Raw genomic sequence first — 21,608 nt, 5'->3', positions numbered from 1 at the left:
CTAGCGCTTGAGTTCTTGTCGAACCTTGTCGTTGAGGCGCTCGAACTCCGCAACGACGGCGTCACAGGCCGGCTTCGCGGCCTCGCAGCGAACGTCCATATCGATGAACACCTCATCGCCCTTCTGCACCATGCGGCGGCGAACCGCGGTGGGATAGGCCGCGTGATCTTGCGGCGGAAACGACCAGACCGCTCGCGCGTCGGCGTCCTCGAAGATGGTCCAGCCGGATCGCGTAGAACTCTTGATCCCCGGCTTGGCCCGCAGGCCGGCCATGGCGGCAGCAACATCCGGATAGCCGAGATCGACCTTGGCGACTTCCTCGGACACTGCCGCCGAGATTGTCGCGAGTGTAGCTGTAACGAACACCAATCCGACCTTCACCGGCACCCCCCAAGCGATACACACCGGACAAATACGCGGTGCTATTGTAAGGGAATTTAGCCGAGGATCACCGCTTCACCAAGCTCCACTTCGTCACCACCGCCTCGGTCATCTGCCCCGCATCCTGTGCGCAGGCGATCTCGTCGACCTTGATGGCGATCTGCTTGCCGAGCAGGCCCTTGAGCTGCGAGGCCTGCGCCGGGGTGGCGGTGACGAGCTGGAACGTCTCTGGGCCGGTCTCGAGGTTGCACAGCCCGCTTGGCGGCGGCAGGCGGCGCGGCTCGCTCGTGATCTGATAGGCAGCGGAGGGCTGGCCCGGCTTGGCGGCCTTCAGCTTCAGCGCGGTCAATTCGCCCGACAGCACGTCGCCCATATTGAGCGGACGCCCTGCCTTCTGCGGCGCCTCACCCTGCTGCGCCAACACGGATGGCGCCGAGAGTGCCACGCAAATTGCGCCCAAAGCCAGCCGTTTGCCGAATCCGCGTTTCGTCATCATTCACTTCCGTCTGTGCTTAGAACAAGGTCCGCTGCCGCATCGCGGCCGAGAGCGTGCCTTCGTCGAGATAGTCGAGCTCGCCGCCGACGGGCACGCCATGTGCCAGCCGCGTGACCTTGACGTTCGCCTCCTGCAGGAGGTCGGTGATGTAGTGCGCCGTGGTCTGGCCATCGACCGTCGCGTTCAGGGCCAGGATGATCTCCTGCACCTCCGGTGCATGGGCTCGCTGCACCAGCGCGTCGATGGTGAGATCCTGCGGCCCGACGCCGTCGAGCGGCGACAGCGTGCCGCCGAGCACGTGATAGCGGCCGTTCGAGGCCTTGGCGCGCTCCAGCGCCCAGAGGTCGGCGACATCGGCCACGACCACGATCATCGCGGGATCGCGCCGCGGATCGGTGCACACCGTGCACGGGCTCTGGGTGTCGATGTTGCCGCAGGTCTTGCAGACCTGGATGCGCTCGATCGCGACCTGCAGCGCCGACGCCAGCGGCACCATCAGCGCCTCGCGCTTCTTGATCAGATGCAGCGCGGCACGTCGCGCCGAGCGCGGCCCAAGGCCGGGCAGGCGCGCAAGCAGCTGGATCAGGCGTTCGATCTCGGGACCGGCGACGGCCATCAGTTCACGACGATCATCGCGCGGACTAACCGAAGCCGAAGCCCGGCGGCAGGCCGAGCTTGCCGGTGATGGCCTGCATCTTCTCCTGCATCGCGGCTTCCGCCTTGCGGCGCGCGTCGCCATGCGCGGTGACCAGCAGATCCTCCAGGATCTCGGCCTCCTCCGGCTTCAACAGCGACGGATCGATCTTGACCGACTTCACGTCCATCTTGGCGGTCATTCGGACCGCGACGAGGCCGCCGCCCGAAATGCCCTCGACCTCGACGTTGCCGAGCTCCGCCTGCATCTCCTGCATCTTGGTTTGCAGTTGCGCCGCCTGTTTCATCATGCCGAGAAAGTCAGCCATCGGAGCACCTCATCATCAGGCCCTTCATGTTGAGCATCATCTTTCGGAAAACCGGTTTCCACTCGTCCGGATCATGCTCTAGAAATCATCATCATTCTCGGACTCGTCAGGAGGCTCGACAGCACTGGCGTCCGATTCGGGCGGCTCGGGGGCGAGCCGGCGCACTTCGATCACCTTGGTACCCGGGAACCGTGCCAGGACCTCCTGCACGCGCGGATCGGCTTCCGCAGCTGCCTCGCGCTCGCTCTTGGCGCGCAGGTTCTGCTCGCGCAAGGTCGCCTGGCCCTGCTCATTGGAGACGATCACGGTCCAGCGCCGGCCGGTCCAGTCCTCGAGCTTACGCCCGAGGTCCGAGACAAGCGATCGCTGCGCCGTCCGTTCCAGCGCAATCTCCAGACGGCCCTCCTCGAAGCGGACCAGCCGCACGTCCATCTCGAGCGCGCTCTTGGTGATCAGATCGCGATTCTTGCCGGCAAGCGCAACGAGCTCCTGGAAGCTTCCCAGCCGCAGTGCCGGCTGGTCCTGTGACGCCGGCGACGGCTGCGACGCCATGGCATGCGGCCTCATCCCGCCGCCGACAGCGGCAAGCGTTGGGCCCTGCGCACGCGCTGCCTGCATCGGCGCCGAACCCATCGCCGGCGGAGCTCCCGCGCTCATGCTCGGCGCCGGTGCAGGACGCGAACCGCCGCCATTGGTGACGACCGGCGATCCCCCGCCGTTCTGCTCGATCATCCGAATCGCTTCGTCGGGTGTCGGCAGGTCAGCAGCATAGGCGATACGGACCAGCACCATCTCGGCGGCAGCCGCGGGCCGCGTCGCGCTTTGCGTCTCGGCGATGCCCTTGAGCAGCATCTGCCACATCCGCGACAGCACTCGCATCGACAGCTTGGTGGCGAAGTCGCGCGCCCGCAGCCGTTCGGTCTCGCTGAAGGCGACGTTGTCGGCGGTGGCCGGCACGACTTTCACGCGGGTGACGAAGTTCACGAACTCGGCGAGATCCGACAGCACGACCACCGGATCAGCACCCACATCGTACTGCTCGCGAAATTCCTTGAACGCCGCGGCGATGTCGCCGCTGGCGAGATGGTGGAACAGGTCGATGACGCGGGTGCGATCGGCGAGACCCAGCATCTGCCGGACATCATCGGCGCGCACCTCGCCCGCGCTGTGCGCGATCGCCTGATCGAGCAGCGACAGCGAATCGCGCACCGAGCCTTCGGCGGCGCGCGCAATGATGCCGAGCGCCTCGGGCTCGATCGTCACGCCCTCTTTCGTCGCGATGCCGGCCAGATGCTTCATCAGCACGTCGGCCTCGACCCGGCGCAGATCGAAGCGCTGGCAGCGCGACAGCACCGTCACCGGGACCTTCCGGATCTCGGTGGTCGCGAACACGAATTTGGCGTGCTCCGGCGGCTCCTCCAGTGTCTTGAGGAAGGCGTTGAACGCCGCCGTCGACAGCATGTGGACTTCGTCGATGATGTAGACCTTGTAGCGCGCGCTGGCCGGCGCATAGCGGACGCTGTCATTGATCTGGCGGACGTCGTCGACGCCGGTATGCGACGCCGCGTCCATCTCCAGAATGTCCATATGCCGGCTTTCCATGATCGCCTGGCAATGGGTGCCGAGCACCGGCATGTGGATGGTCGGGCCCTTCACGGAGCCGTCGGGCAGCTCGTAATTGAGGGCACGAGCGAGGATGCGGGCGGTGGTGGTCTTGCCCACGCCGCGGACGCCGGTGAGGATCCAGGCCTGCGGGATGCGGCCGGTCTCGAACGCGTTCGAGACCGTGCGCACCACGGCCTCCTGGCCGATCAGATCCGCGAAGCTGGAGGGGCGGTATTTGCGCGCCAGAACCCGGTAGGGCTTGGCGGGAGCGTCGGCGCTGTCGGGCGGAACGGGTGGGGCGCCAGCGTCAGTCATCGAGCGATCCGCAAGTGAGTATTCAAGGCCGGCATCGATCGCGGTCGCCGACGCAATCAGCCTCGACGCAATCAGCCGGAGCGCGGTCGAGCGCCCGCTTGCGCGGGGTCCCCGCCATCTTTGCGCGATTCGCTCGAGAAAACAGGTAGGAGACTGACGAGCGACCCGATCCGGACCTCGTTAGGGCTGCTTCCTTCCGGACCTGACCCGGTTGGCGAGTGGCTCGTCCACCGCCAATCTCCCGCCGCCTATTTGGGGCCAAACCGTCCGGAAAGCAAGCGCGAGCTTCGCCGGTCCGCTCCCCCGCCCTGCGGGCTTGTGCCACAGCTTGGAAAGGCTTTAGGTGCCGTCCGACTCCCCCGCCAGACCGTCTGCCAGGAACCGCCGCATGCCCGAATCAGCCTGGTCGCTGCATCCGCAGCTTGCGAAGGACACGATCGATATCGGTGACCTGCCGCTGTCGCGCGTGCTGGTGATCAAGGACGCCAATTATCCCTGGCTGCTGCTTGTGCCGCGGCGCGAGGGCGCCGTCGAGATCATCGATCTCGACGAGGTCGCCCAGGCTCAGTTGATGACCGAGATGACGCGGGTGTCGCGCGCGGTCAAGGAGATCACCAAATGCGACAAGCTCAATGTCGCCGCGCTCGGCAACATGGTGCCGCAGCTGCACATCCACATCATCGCGCGCCGTACCAGTGACGTCGCCTGGCCGCGCCCCGTCTGGGGCGTCGCGGCGCCGGTGCCGCACGACGCGCAGGAGGTTGAGAGTTTCATCAGCGCCATCAGGCGCAAGATCTGGCTAGGGTGAGAGATGTCGCCATTCGACTTGTTTCCGTTGGGCAAGCCGGCCTTCGTCGGTCATCCGATCGATCGCGCCGCGCATCTGCGTTTTTCTGACGACAAGCTGATCGCCTTCGAGAGCAGGTCGTCGACGCGCGCCTATGTCGTGCATCGCGATTCGCTGGTCTTGAAGCGTGACGGCGACCAGCTGCGCGCACTGCTGTCGATCGACGAGGCGCTCAAGGTCGGCGCCAATCCCGGGACGATCTTCCTCGGCCTGCTCGATGGCGAAGCCGTGTTCGGCATGGGCATCTCGCCGGCCGCGGTGGAGAAGCTCGCCGGCCGTGAGGACGTCTCGGTCACCGAGCTGCGCGGCATGGCGATGCAGGGCGCGATCCCGGTCGACCAGCTCGCGACCATCGCGATGGCCAAGTCCATGGTGTCCTGGCATCAGCGCCACGGCTTCTGCGCCAACTGCGGCGCCAAAACCGCGATGCGCGAGGGCGGCTGGAAGCGCGAATGTCCGAGCTGCAAGACTGAGCATTTCCCGCGCACCGATCCGGTGGTGATCTCGCTGGTCGCCTCCGGCGACAAGTGCCTGCTCGGCCGGCAGAAGCAGTTTCCGGCCGGCATGTATTCCTGCCTCGCCGGCTTCGTCGAGGCAGCCGAGACCATCGAGGATGCGGTGCGCCGCGAGGTGTTCGAGGAATCCGGCATCCGCTGCGCCGATGTGACCTATTACATGACCCAGCCCTGGCCTTATCCGTCGTCGCTGATGATCGGCTGCAGCGCTCGGGCGCTGAACGAGGACATCGTCATCGACCGCAATGAGCTCGAGGACGTCCGCTGGTTCAGCCGTGACGAGGCCCGGCTGATGCTGCAGCGACAGCATCCGGAGGGGCTGGCAGGCCCGCACCCGTTCGCGATTGCCCATCATCTGGTCGGCCGCTGGCTCAAGGACGGCGTCTAACGGCACCTAAACACCATCTCCGCGTGAAATCACCTCCTCGGCAGACCGCACCGGGGGTGTGAACGACCGATCCTTGTCTTGGAACGATTTTCTCTATATGAGTGTTTCCCGACCTTCATATGGAACAAATTTCTCCATGTCCGACGTCTCCGCCCAGAGCCCCGAAGCCAACCGTCGGCTCGACGCCATCGACCGCAAGATCCTGATGGTCCTGCAGGAGGACGCCTCGCTGTCGGTCGCCGAGATCGGCGACCGGGTCGGACTGTCCTCGACACCGTGCTGGAAGCGCATCCAGCGGCTGGAGGCCGATGGCGTGATCCTCCGCCGGGTGGCTCTCGTCGATCAGAACAAGATCGGACTCGGCATCTCCGTGTTCGTCTCGGTGGAGAGCGCCGACCATTCCGAGGCTTGGCTGCGCAAATTCGCCGAGGCCGTCAGCTCCATGCCGGAGGTGATGGAGTTCTATCGCATGGCCGGCGACGTCGATTACATGCTGCGTGTGGTCGTTGCCGACATGCAGAGCTACGACGTGTTCTACAAGAAGCTGATCAGCGCGGTGCCGCTCAAGAACGTCACGTCGCGCTTCGCGATGGAGAAGATCAAGTCGGTAACGGCACTTCCGGTGCCGCCGGTCTAGGTCAGCCGCACGTTCCGGCCGACCTTCGCCTCGCTTTCCAGATCGTTTCCCGTCATCGTTTACCGGAAGTTATCTCCATCCATCTATCTTCAGATGCGATGGTGTCCGGTGCAACCATACCTTCGTCGTCGCGCGCCTGGCTGAATGCAATCGCCCTTTTGATCGCGAGCTTCGTCGGGGTGGCAGCGCTGTCGCTGCAGGTGCATCCCGGACGCGAGATCGTGGCCGTCGCCTTTCCACCCTGGTGGAGCGCGCAACAGACGATGCTGGCTGCAGCATCGGCTGACGCCGCTCTCGTGCGCACGACGAGCCTATCGTCGCTGCTGGTGGTCCGGCCCGGTGATCAGGAGGGCTTGGCGCGGCTGCGCAAGGCAGGAGCCTGGCTCGTCATCGACCCGCAGGCAATCTCGGCCTGCTTTTCACAATGATCGATATTGGGGGATGGGAATGACCGGCGAGACTGACGACCTGGCGCTTCTCCGTGCTACCACCAGCAAGCTTCTGCTGGCGGTGCTCTGGATTCACGTTCCGCTCGCCCTCATCATCGGCCTGTCGCGCGGCGACTGGATGATGCCGACCATGATGATGGTCGCCTTGGCGCTGGCCGCGACGCTGTCCTGGCGCAGCGCCGGCGACAGCCTGTCGACGCAGCTCACGGTCGCCGTGGCCCTCATGGGCGGCGTGTCCGTGCTCGTCTACCAGATGTCCGGTCATGCATGGCAGATCGACATGCACATGTACTTCTTCGCCGCGCTGGCCTGTCTCGTCGCCTATTGCGACTACCGGCCCATTGTCGCCGGCACCGTTGCCGTCGCGCTTCACCATCTGGTTCTCAATTTCGTCTTTCCTGCCGCCATCTACCCCGGCGGTGCCGATTTCGGCCGCGTCGTGCTGCACGCGATCATCCTCCTGATCGAGGCCGGCGTTCTCGTCGCGCTCGCGCTCAAACTGACACAGCTGTTCGAAACCAGCATGCGCATGACCGCAGAAGCCAACGCAGCGATGGCCGCCGAAGCACGCGCGAATGCCGAACGGCTCGAGGCCGAGCAGCGCGCCAAGGATCAGGGCGATGTTGCCCGGCGCGCGCTCGCCGAAGGCTTCGAGCGCAAGATCGGCGGCATCGTCGAGGCCGTGGCGGTTGCTGCCAACGACGTGCAGACGTTGGTGTCGTCGATGAGTCGGAGCAGTGCGGAGGCCTCGCGTCAGACGTCGGCCGCGGCCCACGCCTCGCAGCGGGCATCGTCCAACGTCGAGACGGTCGCGGCCGCGACCGAAGAGCTGACGGCTTCCATCGGCAGCATTTCCCAGCAGGTGACCCGCTCGGCGGAGATCGCCGCGAAGGCCGCCGAGGAGGCGCGCCGCACCAACAGCGTGGTCGAAAGCCTGGCCGCGGGCACGCAGAAGATCGGCGAGGTGGTGACGCTGATTCAGACGATCGCCAGCCAGACCAACCTGCTGGCGCTGAACGCCACCATCGAGGCCGCCCGCGCCGGCGAGCACGGCAAGGGCTTCGCGGTGGTCGCCAGCGAAGTGAAGGCGCTGGCCAATCAGACCGCCAAGGCCACCGAGGAAATCTCAAGCCAGGTACAGAGCATCCAGACCGCCACGGGGGACGCCGTCAGCGCCATCCAGATGATCGGCGGCACGATCGCCGAGATCGATGGCATCTCCAAGGAAATCGCGACCGCCGTGGAACAGCAGGGCCTCGCGACAGGTGAGATCTCCGGCAATGTGCAGCAGGCCTCCGAAGGCACGCGGTTGGTCAGCCAGAGCATGGGCACCGTGACCCAGGCGTCCGACGAGACCGGCAGCGCGGCGTCCCGGCTCCTGGAATCGGCGAACGGATTGTCTTCCCAATCGGCCCGGCTGAAATCCGAGGTCGATCAGTTCCTCAATTCATTGCGGGCCGCATAGCTTGCCCGGCTTGTCGGACCAGCGCGAGCATGCCTCCTCGGTGGACATGCTCGCGCTTCCCGTCAGATCGTCTGATTGTAGGCTCCGACTTCGGGATGGGTCCGCAGGACGACGTTGACCGCCTCGAACATGTCGTGCATCCGCTGCTCCGACACCGGGCTTTCGACCACCACGACGAGCTCCGGCTTGTTGGATGACGCCCGGACCAGGCACCAGCTGCCGTCCTCGACCGTGACGCGCACGCCGTTGACGGTGACGAGATCGCGGATCGGTTGCCCCGCGACCCTGCCGCCCTGCTGCTGCAACGTCTGGAAGTGCTTCACGACGGCGTCGACGACGCCGTATTTGACCTCGTCGCCGCAATGCGGCGACATCGTCGGCGACGACCAGGTCTTCGGCAACGCCTCCTTCAGATCGGCCATCGACTTGCCCGGCGCGCGGTCGAGCATCTCGCAGATCGCGATCGCGGACACCAGACCGTCGTCGTAACCGCGGCCGAACGGACGATTAAAGAAGAAGTGGCCGGACTTCTCGAAACCCGCGAGTGCGCCGAGCTCGTTGGTCCGACGCTTCATGTAGGAATGACCGGTCTTCCAATACGCGGTCTTCGCGCCCTGCGCCTGCAGCACCGGATCCGTCATGAACAGCCCGGTCGATTTCACGTCGACGACGAACTGCGCGTCCTTGTGAATCGCCGACATGTCGCGCGCCAGCATCACGCCGACCTTGTCGGCGAAGATCTCCTCGCCGGTGTTGTCGACCACGCCGCAGCGGTCGCCGTCGCCGTCGAAGCCAAGGCCGACATCGGCCTCGTGCGCCAGCACGGCGTCGCGGATGGCGTGCAGCATCTCCATGTCTTCGGGATTGGGATTGTATTTCGGGAAGGTGTGATCGAGCTCGGTATCGAGCGGGATCACCTCGCAGCCGATCGCCTCCAGTACCTGCGGCGCGAACGCGCCGGCGGTGCCGTTGCCGCAGGCGGCGACGACCTTGAGCCTGCGCTTCAGCTTGGGCCGCTTGGTGAGGTCGGCGATGTAGCGCGCCGGATAGTTTTCGTGGAACTGATAGGAGCCGCCGCTGCCGTTCTTGAACTCGGCATTGAGCACGATCTCCTTGAGCCGGGTCATCTCCTCCGGACCGAAGGTGAGCGGCCGGTTGGCGCCCATTTTGACGCCGGTCCAGCCATTGTCGTTGTGCGAGGCGGTCACCATGGCCACGCAGGGCACGTCGAGATCGAACTGCGCGAAATAGGCCATCGGCGTCACGGCGAGGCCGATGTCGTGCACCTTGCAGCCCGCAGCCATCAGGCCTGAGATCAGCGCATATTTGATCGAGGCGGAGTAGCCGCGGAAATCGTGACCCGTCACGATCTCCTGCTTCACGCCCCGTTCGGCGATCAGCGCGCCCAGCCCCATGCCGAGCGCCTGAACCCCCATCAGGTTGATTTCCTTGTTGAACAGCCAGCGCGCGTCATATTCGCGGAAGCCCGTCGGCTTCACCATCGGTTCGGATTCGAAGGCGTAGGTATTGGGGAGCAGGACCGGCTTCGGCTTGGGAAACATCGGGAGGGGGCCTCGGGAAAATCACATCAATGGAAGAATACGGTCGTGCCGCGCACGACGTCATCGGACAATGGCAGAAGGCAGATGAATGCAGGCAACAATCAGGCAGGCCCGCTTTGCCCGCTCGATCACCGAGCTTGCCGGTATATGGGGGCCATCAATGCATCAACCAAGATGCAGGCGAGCGAAGCCCTACTGCTCCAGTACCATCTGGCCGTTGGCATAGGCGAAGCGCTTCAGCTTCGACAGGAAGGACAGGCCGAGCAGGTTCTCCGACAGCGCCGCGTCGGGCAGCACCAGGGCGTCGACGTCGCGCACGATGAGCTCGCCGACTTCGACCATCGCAAGCTTGGCCCGCGCCGCCTTCACGGTCCCGTTCGCCGTGGTCACGGTCGCAATGTAGTCGCCGCGCGCCGGGCGCAGGCCGAAACGCGCGGCCGAGCTCTCGTTGAGGGCCACCATCGAGGCGCCGGTGTCGATCATGAAACTGATGCGTTGGCCGTCGATCCGGCCATCGGCGCGGAAATGGCCGCGGCGGTCGGTCGGGACGCTGAGGCTGCGCTGGCCGGCTGCGGAGGTGTCCACTGCCGCGCTGCGCACGGAGGTGGTGGCAGACGCCGGCGCCGGCGTCAGGCGATCGGCCAGTTGCGCCATGAAGGTGCCGAGGCCGACGAGAACGGCCGCGAAGATCATTATGTTACGCATCACGCAACGCCCGACTTTACCCAGCAACCGACTTGACCATGAAAGCCGCTGACGGGCGACTGAAGCGGAACGGCTGCCGTTGCCATTTTGGCGAAAACGATGAGCGAACCGTTAACGACGATGACGCAGACGGTATAATTTGCATCGGCTACGTGCCCCGCGGCTTGGCCCGCCGGGTCGGCAGCGCATTGGCGGGATCCTCCGGCCACGGGTGGCGCGGGTAGCGGCCGCGCAGGTCGGTGCGCACGGCGGCGTAGGAACCGCGCCAGAAGCCAGGCAGATCGCGCGTCACCTGCACCGGCCGCTGTGCTGGCGACAGCAGCTCCAGAACGAGCGGCACCGCGCCGCGGGCGATCGACGGATGCACGTTCAGCCCGAACAGCTCCTGCAGCCGCACCGCGATGGTCGGGCCCTGCTCGGCCTCGTAATCGATGGCCAGCATGGTGCCGGTCGGCGCTTCGAAATGCGTGGGCGCCTCCTTGTCGAGCCGCGCGCGCAGGTCCCAGGGCAGCAGCGCCATCACCGCATCCGAGACGTCGCCGGGTGAGATCTCTTTGAGCGCGGTCTTGTCGGCCAGCAGCGGCACCAGCCAGTCCTCGCGCCGCGCGCTCAGGCCCGCGTCCGACAGATCCGGCCAGCTGTCGCCTTCCGCCTTGCGCAGGAACGTGACCCGGTCGCGCCACTGCTTGGCAGCCTTCGACCAGGGCAGCCGGTCGAGGCCGGCGGCGCAGATGCCGTCGGCGAAGATGCGCGCGGTCTCCTCCGACGGCGTCAGCGCGACCGGCGCATCGGCCATGGTGATGGCATGCAGCTTGCGCCGACGGCGCGCCCGCAGCGCCATCGCGTTGGGGTCGAAGCTGACCTCGTCCCTGGCTTCGATGTGCGCAGCGAAGTGGCGCTCGATGTCCTCGATGGCGAGCGGCGCCGCCAGCAGGATGCGGCCGCTCGCGGCCGTCCCGGTCAGCTCGCCGACGGCGATATAGGGCAGGCGCGCCAGCGACGACGTCTGCTCGACCGCGGCGCCGCGGCCGTTGGCGAGCACGAAGCTGCCATTGCCGCGGTTGCGCGCGACACGGTCGGGGAAGGCGAAGGCGAGCATCAGGCCGGTCGTCAACTCCCCTGCCCCTCGCGACGAGGATGCGGTGCCGACCTGCTGCGCCCAGCGCCGCGCCAGATCGCGCGCGCTCTGCGCCCGCGGCGAGCGATCACGGCGGAACTGGTCGAGACGCACCTCGAGATCGACGCTGTCGCCGCCGAGCCCACGCTCGGTCAGGATCGCGGCGATATCCGCGGCCTGGGCGGCGGCGCCGTGGTCGGCGGCATCGACGATCATGCGCGCCAGCCGCGGCGGCAGCGCCAGCGCGCGCAGGCGCCGGCCCTCGTCGGTGAGCCGGCCGTCGGCATCGAGCGCGCCGAGCTCGTTGAGCAGATCGCGCGCCTCCTTCCAGGCCGGCTGCGGCGGCGAATCGAGGAAGGAGAGCGTGGAGGGGGCGCTGACGCCCCATTGCGCGAGGTCGAGCACCAAGGACGACAGATCCGCGCTCAGAATCTCCGGCTGGGTGTAGGCCGCGAGCGAGGCGGTCTGCGGCTCGTCCCAGAGGCGGTAGCAGACGCCGGGCTCGGTGCGGCCAGCGCGGCCGCGGCGCTGATCGACCGCGGCGCGCGAGGCGCGCACGGTTTCCAGCCGGGTCAGGCCGATGTCCGGCTCGTAGCGCGGCACCCGGGCGAGGCCGGAATCGACCACGATGCGCACACCCTCGATGGTCAGCGAAGTCTCGGCGATCGAGGTCGCCAGCACCACCTTGCGGCTGCCGTTGGGCGCCGGAGAGATGGCGCGGTCCTGGACCGCGGCATCGAGCGCGCCGAACAGCGGCACGATCTCGATGGCCGCATCGTGCACGCGCTCGGCCAGCATGGTCTGGGTGCGCCGGATCTCGGCCGCGCCCGGCAGGAACGCCAGCACCGAGCCGGCATCGGCGCGCAGCGCGCTGGCAATCGTCTCGGCCATCTGGCGCTCGACCGGCGCATCCGGCTTGCGGCCGACATAGCGCGTCTCCACGGGAAAAGCGCGGCCCTCGCTCTCGACCACCGGCGCATCGCCGAGCAGCTTGGCCACGCGAGCACCGTCGAGCGTCGCCGACATCACGAGGATGCGGAGGTCCTCGCGCAGCCCCTGCTGCGCATCGCGCGCCAGAGCGAGGCCCAGATCGGCATCAAGCGAGCGCTCGTGGAATTCGTCGAACAGCACGGCGGCGACGCCGGTGAGCTCGGGATCATCGAGGATCTGGCGGGTGAAGATGCCCTCGGTGACGACCTCGATGCGGGTCGCGCGCGAGATCTTCGAGCCGAACCGCACGCGGTAGCCGACGGTCTCGCCGGCCCGCTCGCCGAGTGACTTCGCCATCCTCTCGGCGCTGGCGCGCGCGGCGATGCGGCGTGGCTCCAGCACGATGATCTTGTTATCCCCGACCCACAGCGCATCGCGCAATGCCAGCGGCACGCGCGTGGTCTTGCCGGCACCCGGCGGCGCTACCAGGACCGCGGTGTTGCTGCGTTCGAGCGTGCCGGACAATTCGTCCAGCACGGCATCGATGGGCAACGGTGTGTCGAAGCGAAGGGGCAATCAACCAACCCGTCGTCACCCGCCGAGGCGGGTGATCCAATCATGCAGATCGCCTCGCGGCGATCGGTCGTCGTGCATACTCCGCCTGCGCGGCGTATGACAACGGCGTGTCACGCGCGCGTCACCGACGGCCGCCCGACGCTCTCGTAGACGAAGCCGTGGGCGGCCATCTCCTCGGGGCGGTAGACGTTGCGCAGGTCGACGACGACGGGACTGGCCATCACCTGCTTGAGGCGATCGAGATCCATCGCGCGATACTGCACCCACTCCGTCACCAGCACGATCGCATCGGCGCCCGTCGCGCAGTCATAGGGATCGTCGTAATAGGCGATCTCCGGCAGCTCCTTCTTGGCCTGCTCGATGCCGACCGGATCATGCGCGCGCACCTTGGCGCCCATGTCGAGGAGACCGGTCACCAGCGGGATCGACGGCGCCTCGCGCATGTCGTCGGTCTCCGGCTTGAAGGTGAGGCCGAGCACCGCGACCGTCTTGCCGCGCAGATTGCCGCCGACGGCGTGCGCCACCTTGCGCGCCATCGCGCGCTTGCGGTTGTCGTTGACCGCGAGCACGGATTCGACGATGCGCAGCTGCGTGTCGTAGTCCTGCGCGATCTTGATCAGCGCGCGCGTATCCTTCGGAAAGCACGAGCCGCCGAAGCCAGGACCGGCATGCAGGAACTTCGAGCCGATGCGGTTGTCGAGGCCGATGCCGCGCGCGACCTCCTGCACGTCGGCGCCGACCTTCTCGGCGAGATCGGCGACCTCGTTGATGAAGGTGATCTTGGTCGCCAGGAACGCATTCGCCGCGTATTTGATCAGCTCGGCGGTGCGCCGCGCGGTGTACATGACCGGCGCCTGATTCAGTGACAACGGTCGATAGATGTCGCCGAGCACCTTGCGGCCACGCTCATCGTCGGTGCCGACCACGATACGATCAGGCCATTTGAAGTCGCGGATTGCAGCACCCTCGCGGAGAAATTCCGGATTGGAGGCGACCACGACATCGGCCGCCGGATTGGTCTCGCGGATGATGCGCTCGACCTCATCGCCGGTACCGACCGGCACCGTCGACTTGGTCACGACGACCGTGAATCCGGTGAGCGACGCGGCGATCTCGCGCGCCGCGGCATAGACGTAGGTGAGGTCGGCATGACCATCGCCGCGCCGCGACGGCGTGCCGACGGCGATGAAGACGGCATCGGCATCCGCGACCGGCTGCTTCAGATCGGTCGTGAAGTCGAGCCGCTTGGCCTTCACATTGGTTGCGACGAGCGCATCCAGGCCGGGCTCGAAGATCGGAATTTCTCCGCGATGCAGCGCGGCGATCTTGCTCTCGTCCTTGTCCACGCAGGTCACCTGGTGACCGAAATCGGCGAAGCAGGCACCGGACACCAGACCCACATAGCCCGTGCCGATCATCGCAATTCGCATCGAAACCCATCCTTCAAGGTTAATACTTTCGCGTCTTAAACCATTTGCGGTTCAAGGGGAATTTAGAAAACGGCATGACGTTTGGATGACAGGGAGGAGTATTAACGGCTCTGCCCGACAATGCGGCAGCTCCGCGCCAAAGAGGGACAGCATGACCGCGAATGGTACGCCGAAATCGGCCGGAACCGAGACGCGCATCGACTGGGTGGACTACGCCAAGGGTATCTGCATCATCATGGTGGTGATGATGCACTCGGTGCTGGGCGTCGAGCTGGCCGCCGGCGAGACCGGCTTCATGCATGCGGTCGTCGCCTTCGCCAAGCCGTTCCGGATGCCCGACTTCTTCCTGATTTCCGGCCTGTTTCTGCCACTGGTGATCGACCGCGACTGGCGCACCTATATCGATCGCAAGGTCGTGCATTTCGCCTATTTCTATGTGCTGTGGGTGACGATCCAGTTCGGCTTCAAGGCGCCCGGCTTCGCCGCCGCGTCCGGCTGGCAGCATGCCGGCTATCTGTACCTGGAGTCCTTCATCGAGCCGTTCGGCACGCTGTGGTTCATCTATCTGCTGCCGATCTTCTTCGTCGTCATCAAACTGACACGAAAAGCGCCGGCGCCGGTGATCTGGGGCATCGCGGCCGGTCTCGAGATGACGCACATCGTCACCGGTTGGACCGTGATCGACGAGTTCTGCGCCCGCTTCGTCTACATCTACTCGGGCTATCTGTTCGCGACCACCATCTTCGCATTGTCGGACCGCGCCCGCGCGCAGCCCATGCTCGCCATCATCGGCCTGCTGCTCTGGGCCGTCATCAACCAGTCGCTGGTGAATCTCGGCGTCAGCGAGTGGCCGATCGTATCGCTGATGCTCGGCTATGCCGGCGCGGTCGCCATCATCATCGCCGGCACCCTGCTGGCGCGCGCGCAGCTTCTCAACGTGCTGCGCTTCTGCGGCGAGCATTCGATCGTGATCTACCTCGCCTTCTTCCTGCCGATGGCGGCGACCCGTACGTTGCTGCTGAAGACCGGGGTGATTTCGGACATCGGAGCGATCTCCCTGCTGGTGACCGTCGCCGGCGTGCTCGGCGCGCTCCTGATCTGGCGCCTCGCGTTGCGCGTCGGCGCGCGCTTCCTGTTCGAACGCCCGATCGCGTTCTGGATCGCGCCGCCGAAACGGAAAGCTGTGTTGCAGCCGGCAGAGTAGCGTCAACATCAGGGCACCAGAATGAGCGCGCCACGGCTTCGGCCGCTTTCGAGATCGACGTGGGCCTGAATGGCCTGGTCGAGCGGATAGGCCGTGCCATCCCCGACAAGCTTGCCGGCGGAGAGCGCAGAGAGAACGGCCTGGGCGTCCCTGCGATAGTCGTCGACATCGTTGACGTGCGCCATCACGCTGGGACGGGCCAGGGACAGGCTCCGCCGCGGCCCGATCTCCTCGACCGCGATGCTGGGAATCGGCCCGCCAGACTGACCGATGCTGGCGACTGTCCCGAACGGTCGGACGCAGTCCAGCGTCCTTGCCAGTGTGCCGCCGCCAATGCCGTCATAGGCGACATCGACGCCGCGTCCGTCGGTGAGCCGCCTGACCGCCGTCACGAAATCGGCGTCGCGTCCAACGATCAGATGATGCACACCGGCGGCGCGCGCCAGCTCCGCCTTGGCATCCGAGCCCACCGTGCCGATGATGGTGGCGCCACGCAGTCGGGCCAACCGCGTCAGCACAAGCCCAAGCCCGCCGGCCGCACTGTGTACCAACAGCGTCGTTCCGATCCCGACCGGATAGGTTCGATTGAGGAGCATCTCCGCGGTGATGCCCTTCAGCAACGTTGACGCCGCGCTGGCTTCCGATACCGAGGACGGGAGTGGGACCGCGCGCCAGGCCGGCAGATTCCGCTCGGACGCGTAGGCGCCGACCGGGGCGCCCGCATAGGCCACCCGGTCGCCAATGGACAAACCGGTCACGTCCGCACCTTTCGCCGCCACGAATCCCGCCCCCTCGACCCCGGGGATGCGGTTCGGCAGCGGATACAGCCCGCTGCGCTGGTAGATGTCGATGAAGTTCACGCCGATCGCACACTGGCGCAACCTGACCTCGCCAGGTCCCGGCTCGGGCAGATCGACCTCCTCCAATTGAAGATTGTCAGCGCCACCCGGCGCCTTGATTCGAACGACAACGGCCATGTCCGCCTCCGTGCAGCTTGCCTCGACCCGCGCATTGTGGTCACCGTCGGCGGTCTGCGAAATTGCCCAACATCCCTCAATCATTGTGAGTTTTCGCACATGCCGCTCGACTGGACCGACCTCCAGCATTTCGTCGCGCTGGCCCGCGAGGGGACGCTCTCTGCTGCCGCCCGCACGCTCGGGGTCGATCATGTCACCGTCGCTCGCCGGGTCGCGGCCTTGGAGCAGGCCACACGGCTGAAGCTGGTCGACCGGCGCGCGCGAGCGTATGCGCTCACCGACGATGGGCGCCGCCTCGTCCAGGCCGCCGGCCCGATGGAGCAGGCCGCCTTCGCAATCGAGCGCAGCGTCGTCGCCTCGCGACCTGGGCTGGGCGGCGAGGTCCTGGTCAGCGCGCCGCCGACGCTGGCGAACCGGCTGATTGCGCCGCGGCTGGTCGAGCTGCGTCGTCAGCATCCGGCCATCGCGATCAAGCTGATCGGCGAGAAACGCATCGCCTCGCTCAATCGGCGGGAGGCAGACATCGCCCTGCGGCTGTCGCGCCCCAAGGAGCAAGGCCTGATTGCGCGCAAGGTCGGCCGGTTCGGTTTCAGCCTGTACGGCGCGCCGGACTATCTCAAGGAAACACCGCAGCATGAGCTCGGCTTCATCGCCTATGACAGCAGCATGGACACCGCACCCCAGCAGCAATGGCTGAAGATGATCGCCGGCCCTCGACCGATCGTGTTCCAGAGCAGCGACCTCGAGAGCCAGGCCGCCGCGGCGCGCAGTGGCCTCGGCCTCGCCGCTTTGCCGGACTTCCTCGGCCAATCCGATCCCGGTCTCGTGCGTCTTGACAGCGGCGGCGGGAACATCAGCCGCGAGATCTGGCTGGTCGTCCATCGCGATCTCAGGCGCACGCCGCTCGTCCGCGCCGTCATGGGTTTTCTGATCGGCTGCGTTGCGTCGGCTTGAAGACAGGAAAAATCCGGTGCGGACGGCGTCATCACGGCTGTCAATCCGATCCAAATTCCCTACATTGCGGCCATGCCCAAAGCTCCCCAGAAAGCCGCCGCCACGCCCGCCGCTCCTGTGCCCGCCGCCGCCAAGAGCGCGGCCAAAGGCGACCATGTATTCCTGGTCGACGGCTCGTCCTACATCTTCCGCGCCTATCACGCGCTGCCGCCGCTCAACCGCAAGTCCGACGGGTTGAACGTCAATGCCGTGCTCGGCTTCTGCAACATGCTGTGGAAGCTGCTGCGCGACATGCCGGAGACCGACCGGCCGACGCATCTGGCGATCGTGTTCGACAAGTCGGAGGTCACGTTCCGCAACAAGATCTACGCCGACTACAAGGCGCACCGGCCGCCGGCGCCCGACGACCTGATCCCGCAATTCGCGCTGATCCGCGAGGCCGTGCGCGCGTTCGACCTGCCCTGCCTGGAGCAGGGGGGCTTCGAGGCCGACGACCTGATCGCGACCTATGCGAGGCTCGCCTGCGAGCGCGGCGCCACCACCACGATCGTGTCGTCCGACAAGGACCTGATGCAGCTCGTCAACGACTGCGTCACGATGTACGACACCATGAAAGACCGCCGCATCGGCACCGCCGAGGTGATCGAGAAGTTCGGCGTGCCGCCGGAGAAGGTCGTCGAGGTGCAGGCGCTGGCCGGCGATTCCACCGACAACGTGCCGGGCGTGCCCGGCATCGGCATCAAGACCGCCGCGCAGCTCATCAATGACTATGGCGATCTCGAAAGCCTGCTGACGCGCGCGGCCGAGATCAAGCAGCCGAAGCGGCGCGAAGCGCTGATCGAGAATGCCGAGAAGGCCCGGATCTCGCGCCAGCTCGTGCTGCTCGACGACAAGGTCGACCTCGAGGTGCCGCTCGACGACCTCGCGGTGCACGAGCCCGATCCGCGCAAGCTGATCGCCTTCCTCAAGGCGATGGAGTTCTCCACACTGACGCGGCGCGTCGCGGAGTATTCGCAGATCGATCCGGCTGACGTGACCGCGGATGCGCAATTGAAGAGTGGGGCAAGCGCGGCCGCGGCCCCCGCCCAGCCCTCCACCGCAAGCGGGGGAGCGAGCGCACCGAGCAAGCCGGCGGCTGCCGCCCCTCGGAGTGGCGATCCGCGCATCGACAAGTCGGCGATGAGCAAGGGCACGCCCGCCGGTCTCGCCGAGACCAGGGCGGAGGCGGCGAAGAGCGCCCGCATCGATCGCGACAAGTACCAGACGCTGCGGTCCCTGCCCGAGCTGAATGCGTGGCTGGCACGCGCGCATGATTTCGGCCGGATCACCATCGAGGTGAAGGCCAGCTCGATCGATCCGATGCAGGCGAGCCTGTGCGGACTCGCGCTGGCCCTGGCGCCGAACGAGGCCTGCTACATCCCGCTGGCGCACCGCCAGGCCGGCGATGGCGGCGGCCTGTTCGACGCCGGGCTCGCACCCGACCAGATCAATGAGCGCGACGCGCTCGCGGCGCTGAAGCCGGTCCTCGAATCCGCCGGGCTGCTGAAGATCGGCTACAACATCAAGTTCATCGCCGTGCTGCTGGCGCAGCACGGCATCACGCTGCAGAATGTCGACGACATCCTGCTGATGAGCTACGCGCTCGATGCCGGACGCGGCTCGCACAAGCTGGACTCGCTGGCCGAGCACGTGCTCGCCCATGCCTTGCTCAGTGAAAGCGAGCTGATCGGCAGCGGCAAGAACAAGCTGACCTTCGAGCAGGTCGCGATCGACCGTGCCACCGCGCATGCGGCTGAAGCGGCCGATGTGATCCATCGCGTGTGGCGCGTGTTGAAGCCGCGCCTCGTCGCCGAGCGCATGACGGCCGTCTATGAAACGCTGGAGCGGCCGCTTGTCTCGGTGCTGGCCCGCATGGAGCGGCGCGGCATCTCGATCGACCGCCAGGTGCTGTCGCGGCTGTCCGGCGATTTCGCCCAGACCGCGGCGCGCGTCGAGGCCGAGCTGCAGGAACTCGCCGGCGAGCCGATCAATGTCGGCAGCCCCAAGCAGATCGGCGACATCCTGTTCGGCAAGATGGGCCTGTCCGGCGGCACCAAGACCAAGACCGGCGCCTGGTCGACCTCCGCCTCGATCCTCGACGACCTCGCCGAGCAGGGCAACGACTTCGCGCGCAAGATCCTGGAATGGCGCCAGGTCTCGAAGCTGAAATCGACCTATACGGACGCGCTGCCGACCTACGTCAATCCGCGGACGCATCGGGTGCACACCACCTACGCGCTGGCCGCCACCACCACGGGCCGGCTGTCGTCGAACGAGCCGAATTTGCAGAACATCCCGGTGCGCACCGAGGACGGCCGCAAGATCCGCCGCGCCTTCATCGCGACGCCCGGGTACAAGCTGGTGTCGGCCGACTATTCGCAGATCGAGCTGCGGCTGCTGGCGGAGATCGCCGACATTCCGGTGCTGAAGCAGGCGTTCAAGGACGGCCTCGACATTCACGCGATGACGGCCTCCGAAATGTTCGGCGTGCCGATCAAGGACATGCCGAGCGAGGTGCGTCGCCGGGCGAAGGCGATCAATTTCGGCATCATCTACGGCATCTCGGCGTTCGGCCTCGCCAACCAGCTCGGCATCGCCCGCGAGGAGGCCTCGGCCTACATCAAGCGCTATTTCGAGCGCTTCCCGGGCATCCGCGCCTACATGGACGAGACGCGCGAGTTCTGCCGCAAGAACGGCTATGTCGTCACGCTGTTCGGCCGCAAGTGCCACTATCCGGAGATCAAGGCGTCGAACGCCTCGGTGCGCGCCTTCAACGAACGCGCCGCGATCAACGCGCGACTGCAGGGCACGGCGGCAGACATCATCCGCCGCGCCATGACGCGGGTCGAGGACGCGCTGGCCGAGAAGAAGCTGTCGGCGCAGATGCTGCTGCAGGTGCATGACGAGCTGATCTTCGAGGTGCCCGACGACGAGGTCGCCGCGACCTTGCCGGTCGTGCAGCACGTCATGCAGGACGCACCGTTCCCGGCCGTGCTGCTGTCGGTGCCGCTGCACGTCGACGCCCGCGCCGCTGACAATTGGGATGAGGCGCATTGAGCGGCGCTCTCTGCTCTCTCCCAAGTTATTGAGAACTTCGCTCGCAATGACGGCTGGTCGAGCCCCCTCTGTCTCGACGCCCAATTCTGTCGTCCCGGCGAACGCCGGGATCCATACCCCCAGGGAGCGGTTTGAGACACGCTGGCCGTTGGCTTTTTGCCGGTCACGACCGCTGCAGCGGATGGGTCCCGGATCAGCGCCCTGCCGCGCTGACGCGCGGCACGGCTTGTCCGGGACGACAGCGCAGCGAGAGGACGGATTCACGGTTCAAACAGCTGAAGACAGGTGAGAGACATAGCGACGCGATCTCGCGGCACGATCTGCCCGAGGGATGCCGGCTATTCGCCCCCCGGAAATTCGATGAGGGCGCAGGGAAGGCCAGGCCTCGGCTGAGGCCTGCGGCCCGCCTGCTGAAAAGAATGCAGGCGGCAGGTACCACAGGTCAGCCGGACGACCCGGCCCTCCCTGCGCGACGGCTTTAACGGCTGCTTCGCGTTCTCCCTGGTGCGCCGGGCTTGTTGGCCACCATTGCGCATGATGCTTGCGCATCAGCGCGTGATACCAGCGTCGGGGTATCAGGACCGCGCGACTTGACCGTGCATGCCCCGCTGTTCGTCCGCATGGTCAGACCATGCTGCAGCCAGGCACACCCATCGCATCCCACTGCCAACGATCCGTGACGTTCGCGAAACGCCCCCCATGCGGCAGCAGGGACGGGCGAAAATGTGCAGGTGATTTGCCCGACAACGCAACGTCGCCGGGCTGCGGCAAAGTAACACGACGGGCAGCTTGTGCATGAGAGACATGCGGCGCTGACAGTCGGGTGCGCGCCAGGCCGGGAGTCTTTTTTCCTGCGTGGCCGTAGCAGCGTCGGCGTGGCGAATGCACAAGCATCGGTGGCCATTCGAAGGACTCAGCCCGACGCGGTTGGCCGGGACGAGCCCGGCCATGACGACGCGGAGAAACGTTCGCGGGCGGCTGCTCTTGTGCGCGACGC

The 21,608-nt window shown here is 66.4% G+C and carries 18 protein-coding genes and 1 other RNA gene; 8 read left to right on the top strand and 11 right to left on the bottom strand.

Annotation, left to right across the window (positions count from 1 at the left end):
* The 6 genes from HL666_RS20730 to ffs form a co-directional block, all read right to left on the bottom strand.
* Positions 1 to 381 (bottom strand): hypothetical protein, encoded by a 381-nt coding sequence (locus HL666_RS20730; RefSeq protein WP_172131333.1) that lies wholly within the window; start codon positions 379 to 381, stop codon positions 1 to 3.
* A gap of 67 nt (positions 382 to 448) precedes the next feature.
* The gene (locus HL666_RS20725) at positions 449 to 874 is read right to left on the bottom strand and encodes a hypothetical protein (RefSeq protein ID WP_172183318.1); all 426 of its coding nucleotides are present in this window, start codon (positions 872 to 874) and stop codon (positions 449 to 451) included.
* A gap of 19 nt (positions 875 to 893) precedes the next feature.
* A complete protein-coding gene (gene recR / locus HL666_RS20720; RefSeq protein WP_172111652.1) occupies positions 894 to 1,493 on the bottom strand; it encodes a recombination mediator RecR in 600 nt (199 codons plus the stop codon).
* 25 nt (positions 1,494 to 1,518) lie between these two features.
* Positions 1,519 to 1,839, bottom strand: a complete 321-nt coding sequence (locus HL666_RS20715) for a YbaB/EbfC family nucleoid-associated protein (protein WP_172111653.1) — start codon at positions 1,837 to 1,839, stop codon at positions 1,519 to 1,521.
* 78 nt (positions 1,840 to 1,917) lie between these two features.
* On the bottom strand, positions 1,918 to 3,759 hold the full coding sequence (locus HL666_RS20710) for a DNA polymerase III subunit gamma/tau (RefSeq protein WP_172183316.1): 1,842 nt from the start codon (positions 3,757 to 3,759) through the stop codon (positions 1,918 to 1,920).
* Positions 3,760 to 3,904: 145 nt separating this feature from the next.
* Positions 3,905 to 4,001, bottom strand: an RNA gene (ffs, locus tag HL666_RS20705) — signal recognition particle sRNA small type.
* Between the two features lie 146 nt (positions 4,002 to 4,147).
* Between ffs and HL666_RS20700 the strand changes: the two genes are divergently transcribed.
* From HL666_RS20700 to HL666_RS20680, 5 genes are all read left to right on the top strand, one after another.
* Positions 4,148 to 4,567: an HIT domain-containing protein gene (locus HL666_RS20700; protein WP_172111655.1), complete on the top strand. Its 420-nt coding sequence runs from the start codon at positions 4,148 to 4,150 to the stop codon at positions 4,565 to 4,567.
* Positions 4,568 to 4,570: 3 nt separating this feature from the next.
* The gene (nudC, locus tag HL666_RS20695) at positions 4,571 to 5,509 is read left to right on the top strand and encodes an NAD(+) diphosphatase (RefSeq protein ID WP_172111656.1); all 939 of its coding nucleotides are present in this window, start codon (positions 4,571 to 4,573) and stop codon (positions 5,507 to 5,509) included.
* Between the two features lie 136 nt (positions 5,510 to 5,645).
* Positions 5,646 to 6,146, top strand: coding sequence for an Lrp/AsnC family transcriptional regulator (locus HL666_RS20690; protein WP_172131335.1), 501 nt, complete (start codon positions 5,646 to 5,648; stop codon positions 6,144 to 6,146).
* Positions 6,147 to 6,295: 149 nt separating this feature from the next.
* Positions 6,296 to 6,574, top strand: a complete 279-nt coding sequence (locus HL666_RS20685; RefSeq protein ID WP_172111763.1) for a hypothetical protein — start codon at positions 6,296 to 6,298, stop codon at positions 6,572 to 6,574.
* Positions 6,575 to 6,593: 19 nt separating this feature from the next.
* Positions 6,594 to 8,060 carry a methyl-accepting chemotaxis protein gene (locus HL666_RS20680; protein WP_172183314.1) on the top strand — a complete coding sequence of 489 codons (1,467 nt, stop codon included), beginning with the start codon at positions 6,594 to 6,596 and terminating at the stop codon, positions 8,058 to 8,060.
* A 62-nt stretch (positions 8,061 to 8,122) separates the two neighbouring features.
* On the opposite strand, the gene HL666_RS20675 is transcribed toward HL666_RS20680, so the two are convergent.
* From HL666_RS20675 to HL666_RS20660, 4 genes are all read right to left on the bottom strand, one after another.
* Complete coding sequence (locus tag HL666_RS20675; protein WP_172183312.1) at positions 8,123 to 9,622, bottom strand: phosphomannomutase/phosphoglucomutase; 1,500 nt, start codon at positions 9,620 to 9,622, stop codon at positions 8,123 to 8,125.
* Between the two features lie 192 nt (positions 9,623 to 9,814).
* Entirely contained in the window at positions 9,815 to 10,315 is a 501-nt protein-coding gene (locus HL666_RS20670; protein ID WP_172111764.1) for a TIGR02281 family clan AA aspartic protease, read from the bottom strand.
* 160 nt (positions 10,316 to 10,475) lie between these two features.
* Positions 10,476 to 12,950 (bottom strand): ATP-dependent helicase HrpB, encoded by a 2,475-nt coding sequence (gene hrpB, locus HL666_RS20665; RefSeq protein WP_172183310.1) that lies wholly within the window; start codon positions 12,948 to 12,950, stop codon positions 10,476 to 10,478.
* 110 nt (positions 12,951 to 13,060) lie between these two features.
* Entirely contained in the window at positions 13,061 to 14,380 is a 1,320-nt protein-coding gene (locus HL666_RS20660; RefSeq protein WP_172111661.1) for a UDP-glucose dehydrogenase family protein, read from the bottom strand.
* A 151-nt stretch (positions 14,381 to 14,531) separates the two neighbouring features.
* Here HL666_RS20660 and HL666_RS20655 point away from each other — a divergent pair, with 151 nt between their 5' ends.
* Positions 14,532 to 15,584 carry an acyltransferase family protein gene (locus HL666_RS20655; RefSeq protein WP_172131339.1) on the top strand — a complete coding sequence of 351 codons (1,053 nt, stop codon included), beginning with the start codon at positions 14,532 to 14,534 and terminating at the stop codon, positions 15,582 to 15,584.
* A gap of 8 nt (positions 15,585 to 15,592) precedes the next feature.
* Here HL666_RS20655 and HL666_RS20650 read toward each other — a convergent pair whose 3' ends face one another.
* The gene (locus HL666_RS20650) at positions 15,593 to 16,561 is read right to left on the bottom strand and encodes a quinone oxidoreductase family protein (RefSeq protein ID WP_172183308.1); all 969 of its coding nucleotides are present in this window, start codon (positions 16,559 to 16,561) and stop codon (positions 15,593 to 15,595) included.
* 99 nt (positions 16,562 to 16,660) lie between these two features.
* On the opposite strand from HL666_RS20650, the gene HL666_RS20645 reads away from it, so the two are divergent.
* Entirely contained in the window at positions 16,661 to 17,515 is an 855-nt protein-coding gene (locus tag HL666_RS20645; RefSeq protein WP_172183306.1) for a LysR family transcriptional regulator, read from the top strand.
* Between the two features lie 72 nt (positions 17,516 to 17,587).
* On the top strand, positions 17,588 to 20,611 hold the full coding sequence (gene polA, locus HL666_RS20640; protein WP_172183304.1) for a DNA polymerase I: 3,024 nt from the start codon (positions 17,588 to 17,590) through the stop codon (positions 20,609 to 20,611).
* The last annotated feature ends 997 nt before the right edge of the window (positions 20,612 to 21,608 follow it).

It is taken from the genome of Bradyrhizobium aeschynomenes, from assembly GCF_013178945.1.
GTDB lineage: Bacteria > Pseudomonadota > Alphaproteobacteria > Rhizobiales > Xanthobacteraceae > Bradyrhizobium > Bradyrhizobium aeschynomenes.
Note: the sequence above shows the minus strand (reverse complement) of the source record. Positions and strands in the feature narration are given on the sequence as shown.

Coding starts and splice junctions, on each gene's coding strand:
- HL666_RS20700 (WP_172111655.1), top strand. CDS start 4,148: ATGCCCGAATCAGCCTGGTCGCTGCATCCGCAGCTTGCGAAGGACACG.
- polA (WP_172183304.1), top strand. CDS start 17,588: ATGCCCAAAGCTCCCCAGAAAGCCGCCGCCACGCCCGCCGCTCCTGTG.
- HL666_RS20715 (WP_172111653.1), bottom strand. CDS start 1,839: ATGGCTGACTTTCTCGGCATGATGAAACAGGCGGCGCAACTGCAAACC.
- HL666_RS20690 (WP_172131335.1), top strand. CDS start 5,646: ATGTCCGACGTCTCCGCCCAGAGCCCCGAAGCCAACCGTCGGCTCGAC.
- HL666_RS20670 (WP_172111764.1), bottom strand. CDS start 10,315: ATGATCTTCGCGGCCGTTCTCGTCGGCCTCGGCACCTTCATGGCGCAA.
- HL666_RS20710 (WP_172183316.1), bottom strand. CDS start 3,759: ATGACTGACGCTGGCGCCCCACCCGTTCCGCCCGACAGCGCCGACGCT.
- HL666_RS20680 (WP_172183314.1), top strand. CDS start 6,594: ATGACCGGCGAGACTGACGACCTGGCGCTTCTCCGTGCTACCACCAGC.
- HL666_RS20645 (WP_172183306.1), top strand. CDS start 16,661: ATGCCGCTCGACTGGACCGACCTCCAGCATTTCGTCGCGCTGGCCCGC.
- HL666_RS20655 (WP_172131339.1), top strand. CDS start 14,532: ATGACCGCGAATGGTACGCCGAAATCGGCCGGAACCGAGACGCGCATC.
- recR (WP_172111652.1), bottom strand. CDS start 1,493: ATGGCCGTCGCCGGTCCCGAGATCGAACGCCTGATCCAGCTGCTTGCG.
- HL666_RS20650 (WP_172183308.1), bottom strand. CDS start 16,561: ATGGCCGTTGTCGTTCGAATCAAGGCGCCGGGTGGCGCTGACAATCTT.
- HL666_RS20660 (WP_172111661.1), bottom strand. CDS start 14,380: ATGCGAATTGCGATGATCGGCACGGGCTATGTGGGTCTGGTGTCCGGT.
- nudC (WP_172111656.1), top strand. CDS start 4,571: ATGTCGCCATTCGACTTGTTTCCGTTGGGCAAGCCGGCCTTCGTCGGT.
- HL666_RS20725 (WP_172183318.1), bottom strand. CDS start 874: ATGACGAAACGCGGATTCGGCAAACGGCTGGCTTTGGGCGCAATTTGC.
- HL666_RS20675 (WP_172183312.1), bottom strand. CDS start 9,622: ATGTTTCCCAAGCCGAAGCCGGTCCTGCTCCCCAATACCTACGCCTTC.